Origin of the sequence: Proteus hauseri ATCC 700826 (assembly GCF_001654965.1) — a bacterium.
Taxonomy (GTDB): domain Bacteria; phylum Pseudomonadota; class Gammaproteobacteria; order Enterobacterales; family Enterobacteriaceae; genus Proteus; species Proteus hauseri.
In genome coordinates, this window is sequence record NZ_LXEV01000027.1 from 75910 (window position 1) to 87239 (window position 11330).

Below are 11330 nucleotides of genomic sequence, written 5' to 3' on the forward strand. Positions count from 1 at the left end.
AAAAATCGTACAAATAAAAATAGATTATCAATTTACTAGAAAAGTAAAGCAAAACTTAAAGGGATAATTCAGAAGCCGCTTAAGAAAGCGGCTTACATTTTCCTCAATAGAATGCACTATTAAAGTTTTATTGAGTTGTTTTTTATCCATAAAGTAAACAATCCTAAACGTGCAGAGTTGCAGAGTATAGAGCGAATGCATCCTGCATATTAATAACATCCATATCGCCCTACAACTCATCAATAAATTAGAAACCCATACTTTCCAGTAAATCATCAACCTGATCTTGATTTTTGATCACACCAGCATTGTTTTTATTCACTTGTGGACCATTTAATAAAGAGTCTGTTTCTTTCTTCACATTTTTCTCAAGTTGCTCTGGTGGTAAGTTCTCCATTAATACCATCACAAGTTGTTTTTCAATTTCTTGAACCACACTCATCATGCGTTTAATTACCTGACCCGTCAGATCCTGAAAATCCTGTGCCATCATGATTTCCAACAATTGACTGTTTGTAAAAGCCGTCGACTCAGGGATATCCCGCAAATAATTGCGGGTATCGGTAACAAGTGAGCGTACATCTTTTAGCTCTTCTGGTTGCTCAAACCATTGGTTCCAGCGTTCAGTTAGCTTACTTGCATCGGCACTTAACGCTTCCTGTTTCGGTTGCGCAGCTTCAACACAATTCAATGTACGCTCAGCTGCCTGAGCGGTCATTTGAGCAACATAATCCAGTCTTTCCCTGGCATCAGGGATGGCTTCTGCTGCTTCGGCTATTGCCTTATCCAATCCTAATTCTCGCAAACTGTCGCGTAACATCCGCGTCAATTGTCCGATCCGGCTGATAATATCTGATGTGTTATCGATATTATCTTTCGGCATAATTGGATTCCCACTCATTGTGACTCCTTAGATGCCCAGTTTTTCAAAAATTTTATTTAGTTTTTCTTCGAGAATAGCTGCTGTAAAAGGTTTAACAACATATCCACTTGCACCCGCTTGCGCTGCTGCAATAATGTTTTCTTTTTTGGCTTCGGCGGTCACCATAAGTACCGGTGTTGCCGCTAATCCAGCATCACTACGAATATTTTTCAACAGCTCTAGACCATCCATATTTGGCATGTTCCAGTCTGTGATAACAAAGTCGATAGTCGAATTGCGTAATTTAGCTAACGCGTCAGCACCATCTTCTGCTTCATCTACATTCGTAAAACCTAATTCCTTTAGTAAATTACGAACTATGCGGCGCATTGTTGAAAAATCATCAACCACTAAAAATTTCAGATCCTTACTTGCCATTGAAAACTCCTTCAAAATATATCGGCAAATGACTGTATTACTTTTTAAACTGAACTAAATCAGATGCGCAATGATTGCGTACTACTGATTTTCATCAATACCGCTTTGCTCATTGCATTGATACTTTTCACCTCATCAACTGCGCCCAGTTCAACCGCAGCTCGAGGCATGCCAAAGACGACGCAACTCGCTTCATCTTGTGCAAAGGTGTAGCTACCTGCACGACGCATTTCTAATAAGCCTGCGGCGCCATCATTTCCCATCCCTGTTAAAATAACGCCTATCGCATTACGCCCTGCATATTTCGCAACCGATCTAAACAGCACATCAACTGAAGGACGGTGGCGATTCACCGCGGGGTCTTTATTAATATGGATCTGGTAATTAGCACCATTACGACGAAGTTCCATATGGAAATCACCTGGTGCAATATAGGCGTGACCAGGTAATACGCGCTCGCCATCTTCTGCTTCTTTTACACTTATCTGGCATAAACGATTAAGGCGTTCTGCAAATGAGTGTGTAAACCCTGCGGGCATATGTTGGGTAATTAATACCGCAGGGCTCGTAATAGGTAATGGCTCTAAAAAGTTACGAATTGCCTCTGTTCCACCTGTTGAAGCACCCACTGCAATCAACTTTTCACTTGATATCATTGGAGTAAATGATATCGCCTTAGAAGGCGGGGCTTTTACTTCACGGCGACTAAGTCTAGCCTGAGCGGCTGCACGAATTTTTTCTGCGATTAATTCACTATAAGCCAGCATACCTTCACGCAGACCCAATTGTGGTTTAGTCACAAAATCAACTGCACCCAGCTCTAATGCTTTTAGCGTCACCTCTGAACCTTTTGCAGTTAATGATGAAACCATCACTACAGGCATTGGCCTTAACCGCATCAGTTTTTCCAAGAAATCAATACCATCCATTCGTGGCATTTCAACGTCTAACGTTAATACCTGAGGGTTGTACTTTTTTATCAAGTCACGTGCAACAATCGGATCTGGAGCACAGTCAACGACCTCCATATCACTGTGACTATTGATTATTTCTCGCATGATTTGACGCATTAACGCCGAATCATCAACACAGAGTACCGTTATTTTATTCATAACCTCTCCTTGCTGGTGTCAGCCCGTAAACGGTATGCCCATGCAAGTAGAATTCCTTGCTAAGCTGGCTTACATTTTCAGAATGCCCAACAAATAGCATTCCATCTGGCTTAAGTAATGGAATAAAACGGCTAAGTAGGCTTTGTTGTGTTGCTTTATCGAAATAAATCATCACATTACGACAAAATATCGCATCAAAACCACCTTCTAAATTCCATTGCCTTTCGAGTAGATTCAAATACTGAAAAGAGACCATCTCGCTGATTTGCTGTCTAATTTTCACGTATCCTTCAAAATCGCCGACACCTTTGAGAAAATATTTTTTTAAATATTCCTCATTTAATGTTTTAAGCTCTTCCTGTCGGTAAACACCTTTACGGGCTTTATCCAACACATTCGTATCGATATCGCTGGCAATAATTTTTGTTTTATAGGGATTGTTTCCAAAAACATCGCGTAAAGTCATCGCTATTGAATAAGGCTCTTCTCCAGTAGATGCAGCTGCACACCATACTCGGTAGACTCCTCCTGCCCTTTTTCTGGCATGTTTTGCCAAAATAGGAAAATGATGCGCTTCCCTGAAAAATGCAGTGAGATTAGTCGTTAATGCATTAATAAACTCTTGCCATTCAGGGTTGCGTACATCACTTTTAAGAAACGCAAGATAGTCACCAAAGTTATTCATCCGTAATTCACGTAACCTCCTAGTGAGACGGTTATAGACCATCTCCCTTTTGTTGTTAGTCAGCACAATGCCTGCCTTTTGATAAATCAATTGGCATATGGATTGAAACTGATCATCGGACAACATGAACCGTTGGGCAAATATGTCTAACGGTTGAGCAGCGATATCTGATAAGACTTCAGTAACATTACGTTTCATTATTTTTTAATGGGTCTTTTTAAAAAATGATTTTTTATCTGCTTTTTTCAACCCATTACCTTCTAGGGATTGAGAAGACTCGTTCTCATCCGTTTCAGGCAACTCGAATGCCGATACAGCATTAACAAGGTTATTAGCCTGATCTTCTAATGCTGCGGCAGCAGATGCTGATTGCTCCACCAGTGCAGCGTTTTGCTGTGTCACCTGATCCATCTGACTGACTGCATCAGCGACTTGGTGAATACCTCTGCTTTGTTCGTCAGAAGCGGAGGCGATTTCTGCCATTAACTCAGTGACTTTATTTACTGATGTGACGAGTTCCTCCATTGTTTGCCCTGCATTATTGACTAATTGAGAACCTTGAGAGACGCGTAAAACAGATTCATCAATCAATAACTTAATTTCTTTAGCAGCATCAGCACTACGCTGGGCAAGGTTACGAACTTCTCCTGCAACAACAGAGAATCCACGCCCTTGTTCCCCTGCACGAGCAGCTTCCACTGCCGCGTTAAGTGCCAATATATTGGTTTGGAACGCAATACCATCAATCACACTGATAATAGCCCCTATCTTTTGAGAACTTTGTGTAATCGCATCCATCGTTTCAACAACACTGTGAGTGATTTCACCACCACGTATCGCTGTTTCAGATGCAGACTCCGCAAGCTTACTCGCCTGCAAAGCGTTATCCGCATTCTGTTTAACTGTTGCTGTTAACTGCTCCATGCTAGCCGCAGTTTCTTCTAAAGAAGCAGCTTGTTGCTCGGTGCGAGAAGAGAGATCAGTATTTCCTCTAGAAATTTCCTGAATACCAGAATGCATCGCATGACTGTTGTCGCGTACAATACGAATAGAACCTGCAAGTTTGCCTCGCATATCCCGAAGCTTGCGAAACACATCACCAATTTCATCATCAGTAAAAACGAGGATTTCACGATTTAATTTGCCGGTAGCAACATCATTGAAGTAATGGCTTAAACTTGCGAAAGGCTTAATGATATTAAAACTTAGCCAGCGATGAGCAGCAATTGACACGACAATAACCATCGCTATTGCACCGATAAACATCAAAATAGCAATAGAATAAGATTGATGTCCTTGTTCAATAGAGTCAGTGATTTCATTTTGTACATAATTCATATAGGTATTAAATGAATTTTCCATTGCTGTTTGATAACGTTCTGTCGGTTGATCTAAATATCCTTGGAAGTCACCACTTTTGAGCATTCGGTGTAAATCTTTTAATGCGCTATATAACGCTTGATAATCACTTTTTACAGAATCAACTATCTCTTTCTCTTCTTCAGGTATCGCCTCTTTATTAATATCAGCGAGGAAAGTTTGAAAATGAGTATTCGCCGTTTCCAAGCGTGAAAGTGCTATTGATTCAATAGATTGAATATAATCCGTTGACTGTTCAGTTTTCATTGCGATAGCAACACGATTAATCGCATTGCGGGTCTGTATCAAAGATGCCCAACTTAATCCTAATTCATCTCGCTTGGAAGTATCTAAATCTATTCTGGTGATCTGATTGTTATTCAAATGCACTATTCCCAGTGAGACACCACTAGAAATCACCTGCATAACGCAAAACATCATCAGTAATATATATAGACTGGTGGATATCTTTAATTTGCGAAACCTAAACATGCCTTCACCTCGTTTAAAGCGGTGGTAAATTGCCACCGCTTGTCAGCCACTTGTTGTTGTTAGAAAGTTTCCCAGTTAGCGGGATCTTCAACACTGCTGCTCTTTTTCTTTTCTGAGGTTCCTGGTTTTATAAGTGGAGCAGCGGCTTTAACTACAGGGGTTGCATCCAATTCCTTTTTTTCTTGCAATACGACTTCTTCCTGACTTTGTTGACCCGGTAATTTGAAGATTGAAACTAAGCGGGTTAATGCAACTGCTTGATCTTCAAGACCAGCAGCAGCGGCTGCAGATTGTTCTACTAAAGAGGCGTTTTGCTGAGTGACACGATCCATTTCTGATACAGCAAGACCAACTTGTGATATTCCTCGACTTTGCTCATCCGATGCTGAGGCAATTTCCCCCATAATATCGGTTACACGAGTCACTGAATCCACAATGCGTGTCATGGTTTCTCCCGCACTTTCTACTAGCACAGAGCCAGTTTCTGTACGACTAACAGAGTCTTCAATCAGTGTTTTTATTTCTTTAGCAGCTTCTGCACTTCTCTGTGCAAGATTACGAACTTCGCCGGCAACTACCGCAAATCCGCGACCATGCTCACCAGCTCTTGCAGCTTCAACAGCCGCATTCAACGCCAAAATATTGGTCTGGAATGCGATGCCATCAATCACTGCTGTGATATCGGTGATTTTTTGAGAACTTCCGGCTATGTCGTGCATTGTTTGCACCACATTAGCAACAACTTTTCCGCCTTGGCGGGCGATATCTGAAGCATCATTCGCAAGGTTACTTGCTTGACGAGCGTTATCTGCGTTTTGTTTAACCGTCGCAGTTAACTGTTCCATACTTGCCGCAGTTTCTTCTAGTGATGCCACCTGCTCTTCAGTACGTGCAGATAAATCATTATTCCCAGCAGCAATTTCGCTAGTGCTGTTATAAATATTTTCTGTACTCTGATAAACACCGCGAACGGTATGGATGAGCTCTTGTTGCATGTGTTTCAATCCGCTGGCTAACATGCTCATCTCGTTACGCCCTTTCACTTCAATATTTGGACGTAAATCACCTTCTGAGAAGGTTTTAATACTTAATAAAAGTGCATTTAATGGTCTAATCAATGCATTACGCAGCGCAAACCAGCATAGAATTAATGCAGTAATGACGATAACGGCTAATGCAACCATAGTCGCGACTGTACGTTGATGAGAAGCTTCTAATGCCAGGTTTAACTCTTCATTAAATTTCTCATTACGCATTACATAAGAGAGGTATTCTTTATAGAATCCATCTTGATAAGTCGTAGTGGGTTGTTCAAAAAAATCCTTCAAGTTTTTATCTTGAAGGAGAATTTCCAGCTGATTTAATGCTGAGAAATATTCAATAAAGCGCCCCTTTAAGGCACGAACATCATCTTCTGAATGAACGGCAAAAGCCGTAATGTTCTTTTCAAATTCTTTGAATTTCTCATCGGCACGCGCCATATTTTTACGTGCAAGACCGGTGAGATAATCGGTTGATAATGATTCGTCAACTTTCATCTCTCTATCTTGTAATAGATAGCTAATCGCGGCACGATTAATATTATTACGCGCTTGTAGTAAGTTAGCCCAGGTTTCATCCAAGCGCTCACGTTGCTCTTGTATCGTTAGTGTTTTATCAAGGTCACTTCTTGTTTCTACAATATTTGAGTAGAAAACACCCCCGGATATAAATTGCAAAACACCAAACAACAGAAGAATGGATAATAATCCAGTCACTATTTTCATTCGGCTAAACATAGTTTCCCTTTTTATAATAAATGGTATGAGCAAGTTATCGGCAGACTTAAGAGAAACTTTATAGGTTTTCATTCGCCTTAATGCCGTTTTTACTCTATTAGTAAATGGTGTTAATATTGTTCAATATTAAAATGATTAGCATAAAAAACTTTATAGTTATATTTGTAAAAATAATAATACTACAGGTAATTAATTGGCATTCTTAATTTAATAAACCAAAGAAACAAAACTTAAATGAAATTAAAAATTTATTTTTTAATCCCTAATTTCGCTTAAGTTTAAATTAAGTGAAATTTTTATTTCTATTTAATGAAAAAATATAAAATATAAAAATAGCTATTCCGGTAAAACTACCGGAACAGTATTAGAATAAATATATTTTTAAAAAATAAAATTTATTTAGCTTGGATTGTTGCGCTATCAACTAATTCCATTTCTTCGCTATTGAGTAATTTTTCAATATCAACCAGGATCAGCATTCTTTCATCTAAAGTACCAAGTCCTGTTAAATATTCGGTTGACATTGTGACGGCAAACTCTGGCGCAGGGCAGATTTGCTCTGGTTTTAGCGTAAGAACATCAGAAACGCCATCCACAACAATGCCCACAACACGGTTTAATAAGTTAACCACAATAACAACAGTATTGTCATTATAAGTCACATTTTCTTGTGAAAATTTAATACGTAGATCAACTATCGGAACAATTACACCCCGTAAGTTAGTTACCCCTTTAATAAAGCTTGGAGCATTAGCAATACGAGTAACTTGGTCATATCCACGAATTTCTTGTACTTTTAAAATATCAATTCCGTATTCTTCATCGCCCAGCGTAAAAATTAGAAATCCTTGTCCAACAGTTTCACCGGATAATTTCTCGAAATGTTCCGAAGCCATAATCTTATTTTATCCTCACTATTAAATAACTGCACTTGCAGTTGTATTCTTTTTCTTTTTTGTCATTTGTGTATGACTTAAACGTTGTAATTCTGGCACATCAAGAATTAAAGCAACACTGCCATCACCCATTATTGTTGCCGCAGAAATACCCGGAACTTTTCGGTAATTACTTTCTATATTTTTAACCACAACCTGATGCTGACCAACTAATTTATCAACTAATAATGCATAGCGACGTCCTGCGCTTTGTACTATTACGGCAATAGCTTGCGTAATATCAGTTTGAGCACCTTCAATATTAAAAGTACGATGCAGTTCAATAAGCGGTAAGTATTCACCCCTTACTTGCAATAATTTTTCATCACCCGCAAGTGGATAAATATCATCCTCTTCAGGTTGTAACGAGCTGACAACAGTGCCTAGTGGTAAAATAAAGACTTCATCCTGAACTTTTACCGACATTCCATCTAAAATGGCTAACGTTAGCGGAAGTAAAATACGAATACGCGTCCCTTTGCCAACTTCAAAACTAATTTGAATTTGACCACCCATTTCTTGGATATTTCGTTTTACAACGTCCATACCCACACCACGACCAGACACATCAGTAACGACTTCGGCCGTAGAGAAACCAGGTGCAAAAATCAGCATTGCGACGTCTTCATTACTCATATTCTCGGAAACAGAAAGTCCTGAAGACATCGCTTTTTTCAAAATACGTTCGCGATTTAACCCAGCACCATCATCAGTCACTTCAATACAAATATTGCCGCCTTGATGTTCTGCTGACAGAGTTAACTGCCCCGCTTCAGGTTTACCGGCTGCAATACGATCTGCTGGCATTTCAATACCATGATCTAAACTATTGCGCACCAAGTGAGTCAGTGGATCAATAATTTTTTCAATCAAACTTTTATCGAGTTCAGTTGAGCTACCAATCATATTTAGCTCAACTTTTTTATTCATTTTACCCGCTACATCGCGTACAACTCGGGGGAAACGGCTAAAAACATATTCCATCGGCATCATACGAATCGACATAACCGATTCTTGTAAATCTCTAGAATTACGCTGTAATTGAGCAATACAACTTAGTAGATCGCTGTAAATAGATGGCTCAAGCGTATCACTATGTTGCGCCAACATAGATTGCGTAATAACCAACTCACCGACTAAGTTGATTAACTGATCAACTTTTTCTACCGCAACACGAATACTGGTCGATTCTGTTTTCGGTGTTGCAGCAGCTGTCGGCCTTCTTGCGGGAGCAGATGGCGTAGCCGCAGGTGCTGGGCTAGTAGACTCTTTTATTTCAGGTGTTGGAGATTGCGCAACCTCTGCTAAATCAGCACTTTTTTCTTTTACACTATCCGCAACAGCAATTTCATTAGCTTCTTCTTTAACTTCAGAAGCTTCTTGATGATTATTGCCCGTGTTCTCTTGCGATGCTGATTTACCAAATGAGATCTGTTCTGGCTCAATGACGAAACAAAGAACAGCGCTAATATCTTCTTCTGTTGCTGTTGTTTTTAATATTGCTTCAAGGCCATGATGCTGTTTTTCAGCTTGGCTGACTTCACCAAGATGTTTTAATTCATCTAGCATTAAATCAATATCTGTCTCTTTAAGGTCAGATAAAATAATGTGGTGGTAGAAGTGACCATCCGCTGCGCGTTGAGACTTGGTCTCAACTTCTTCAGTTTGCACATTATCAACTTCTGATGATTGATCAGAACTATTAAGAGGTGGGGCATCTACGGCTGAAGATGTTGCCTCAGCGACCATTTCGACTGTCGGTGCTGATTGTTCATCTTTTACATCGAGAGCCAACTGACGCAACTTCTCACAAATATAGTTAAATGTTTCCTCATCCGGTTCTTGTGAGTTTTTATGTGCATCCAATTGCTGTTGCATAATATCTTTCGCTTCCAGAAACAGGTTAATAATGTCGTCGGTGAGCACCATCTCATGGCGTCTTGCACTGTCGAGCAAGTTTTCAAGCACATGAGTGGTCTGCTGAAGTTTAACGAAGCCAAATGTTGCGGCCCCTCCTTTTATGGAGTGCGCACTACGGAAAATAGCATTCATCTGTTCTTGATCCGGGTTTTGCGGATCAAGTAATAGAAGATGCTGCTCCATATCAGCTAACAACTCATCTGCTTCATCAAAAAATGTTTGATAAAACTCAGTAATATCCATCGTTACTCATTCACCTTTACGCGATTACTAACAATTAAGAGCTTGCACCCTGTCTTGTCGTAATATTTGTCGATTGTGATGGCAAACTTTCCCCAGAAACTCCTGTTTCAACATTTTCCTTTTTTGATTCGGGAAGCTCAGATGCAGAAGACACAGACGGTTGTGTCTGTGTATTTCCTGCTTTTTCTTGTGGGGTTTCTTGCCCTGAAAGTAGAGGCTCAACTTCTGATGCCTCTTTTACTGTCGGTGCAACCCGCTCATTCTCATGTATAATTTTTTGTTCTGCCTGCTTAGTTAACACAAGGATTGTGATCCGTCGGTTTGCAGGAGCAAAACCATCCTCTTTGACTAAATGAACAGTTGATGCCATTCCAACAACTCGTAAAATTTTCCACTCGTTTAGACCTGCACCAATAAGTTCTCGGCGAGAGGCATTTGCACGATCTGTCGATAATTCCCAGTTGCTATATTTCATTGCACCACTGGCATAAGGAAGATCATCGGTATGACCTGATAGACTTATTTTATAAGGCGTATCATTAAGAATGGGTGCAATAGCAGTTAGAATATCCTTCATATAAGGCGCAACTATGGCACTGCCCACCCTAAACATTGGGCGGCTTTCTTTATCAATAATCTGAATACGTAATCCTTCATCCATCATATCGATCAGCAAATGTGGTTTAAGATCTTTTAAGCGAGGATCATTTAAAATGACTTGCTCTAAATTATCTTTTAAACGACGAAACTGTTGTTTTTCATTGAGCTGTTTATCTTCCTGCCCTTTGGGCAAAATATCACCTTCATTGTAGACAGGATCACGACCACCACCAGGAATAGGATTTGTTGCATCGCCACTAAAGCGCCCTTTTTCAATAGCGACTTTTAGTGGTGTACGAAAATATTCTGCTACACGCGTTAATTCTTGTGGGCTGGCGATAGAAAGCAGCCACATCACCAGAAAGAAAGCCATCATTGCAGTCATAAAGTCAGCATAAGCTATCTTCCATGAGCCGCCATGAGTGTTATGCTGTTTTCTCCCTCGCTTTTTAACCCTGATTATCTGTGAATTACTCTTCATAGTTACTCTTCTTTCATTGCATCAGGATTTGCCTGCATCGGTGTCCGTACCTGACGTACATGTTCTTCCAATTCAATAAATGAAGGTCTGTCTGCCAGAAAGAGGGTTTTACGCCCAAACTCAACTGCTATCTGCGGTGCATATCCATTCATGCTAGATAACAAGGTTGTTTTGATACACTCCATCATTTTCATTTGTTGACTAGAGCGTTGTCTGATCCGTGATGCTAACGGAGAAATAAATCCGTAAGCTAATAAAATACCAAGAAAAGTACCCACCATCGCGTGACCAATTAGCGCACCCATTTCACCAGCAGGTCTATCTGCCGCACCTAACGCATTTACAACCCCCATTACCGCAGCAACAATACCAAATGCGGGTAATGAATCACCCATTGTTGATAAGCCAGAAGCAGGAACTTCACT

Annotated in this window: 10 protein-coding genes; all 10 read right to left on the reverse strand. The window is 40.1% G+C overall.

From position 1 onward, the window contains the following. Positions 1-247: 247 nt before the first annotated feature. Positions 248-901, reverse strand: coding sequence for a protein phosphatase CheZ (cheZ, locus tag M997_RS12130; protein WP_064720383.1), 654 nt, complete (start codon positions 899-901; stop codon positions 248-250). A gap of 9 nt (positions 902-910) precedes the next feature. Beyond that, positions 911-1300 (reverse strand): chemotaxis response regulator CheY, encoded by a 390-nt coding sequence (cheY, locus tag M997_RS12135; protein WP_064720384.1) that lies wholly within the window; start codon positions 1298-1300, stop codon positions 911-913. A 59-nt stretch (positions 1301-1359) separates the two neighbouring features. Beyond that, positions 1360-2412 carry a protein-glutamate methylesterase/protein-glutamine glutaminase gene (locus M997_RS12140; protein ID WP_064720385.1) on the reverse strand — a complete coding sequence of 351 codons (1053 nt, stop codon included), beginning with the start codon at positions 2410-2412 and terminating at the stop codon, positions 1360-1362. Then, a complete protein-coding gene (gene cheR / locus M997_RS12145) occupies positions 2405-3295 on the reverse strand; it encodes a protein-glutamate O-methyltransferase CheR (protein ID WP_064720386.1) in 891 nt (296 codons plus the stop codon). Before cheR ends, M997_RS12140 begins: the two co-directional genes overlap by 8 nt. A 6-nt stretch (positions 3296-3301) precedes the next feature. Continuing rightward, the gene (locus tag M997_RS12150; protein ID WP_064720387.1) at positions 3302-4948 is read right to left on the reverse strand and encodes a methyl-accepting chemotaxis protein; all 1647 of its coding nucleotides are present in this window, start codon (positions 4946-4948) and stop codon (positions 3302-3304) included. Between the two features lie 59 nt (positions 4949-5007). Continuing rightward, on the reverse strand, positions 5008-6726 hold the full coding sequence (locus M997_RS12155; RefSeq protein ID WP_064720388.1) for a methyl-accepting chemotaxis protein: 1719 nt from the start codon (positions 6724-6726) through the stop codon (positions 5008-5010). A gap of 395 nt (positions 6727-7121) precedes the next feature. Then, positions 7122-7622, reverse strand: coding sequence for a chemotaxis protein CheW (gene cheW / locus M997_RS12160; protein ID WP_064720389.1), 501 nt, complete (start codon positions 7620-7622; stop codon positions 7122-7124). Between the two features lie 21 nt (positions 7623-7643). Beyond that, positions 7644-9824, reverse strand: a complete 2181-nt coding sequence (gene cheA, locus M997_RS12165; protein ID WP_064720390.1) for a chemotaxis protein CheA — start codon at positions 9822-9824, stop codon at positions 7644-7646. Positions 9825-9858: 34 nt separating this feature from the next. Beyond that, the gene (motB, locus tag M997_RS12170) at positions 9859-10905 is read right to left on the reverse strand and encodes a flagellar motor protein MotB (protein WP_064720391.1); all 1047 of its coding nucleotides are present in this window, start codon (positions 10903-10905) and stop codon (positions 9859-9861) included. 2 nt (positions 10906-10907) lie between these two features. Beyond that, the coding region (locus tag M997_RS12175; RefSeq protein WP_211267751.1) for a MotA/TolQ/ExbB proton channel family protein at positions 10908-11330 on the reverse strand (423 nt) is incomplete at its 5' end.

Excerpts from the sequence above, each read along its gene's own strand:
- cheA (WP_064720390.1), bottom strand. The coding sequence starts at position 9,824 with ATGGATATTACTGAGTTTTATCAAACATTTTTTGATGAAGCAGATGAG.
- cheW (WP_064720389.1), bottom strand. The coding sequence starts at position 7,622 with ATGGCTTCGGAACATTTCGAGAAATTATCCGGTGAAACTGTTGGACAA.
- M997_RS12140 (WP_064720385.1), bottom strand. The coding sequence starts at position 2,412 with ATGAATAAAATAACGGTACTCTGTGTTGATGATTCGGCGTTAATGCGT.
- cheY (WP_064720384.1), bottom strand. The coding sequence starts at position 1,300 with ATGGCAAGTAAGGATCTGAAATTTTTAGTGGTTGATGATTTTTCAACA.
- cheZ (WP_064720383.1), bottom strand. The coding sequence starts at position 901 with ATGAGTGGGAATCCAATTATGCCGAAAGATAATATCGATAACACATCA.
- M997_RS12150 (WP_064720387.1), bottom strand. The coding sequence starts at position 4,948 with ATGTTTAGGTTTCGCAAATTAAAGATATCCACCAGTCTATATATATTA.
- M997_RS12155 (WP_064720388.1), bottom strand. The coding sequence starts at position 6,726 with ATGTTTAGCCGAATGAAAATAGTGACTGGATTATTATCCATTCTTCTG.
- motB (WP_064720391.1), bottom strand. The coding sequence starts at position 10,905 with ATGAAGAGTAATTCACAGATAATCAGGGTTAAAAAGCGAGGGAGAAAA.
- cheR (WP_064720386.1), bottom strand. The coding sequence starts at position 3,295 with ATGAAACGTAATGTTACTGAAGTCTTATCAGATATCGCTGCTCAACCG.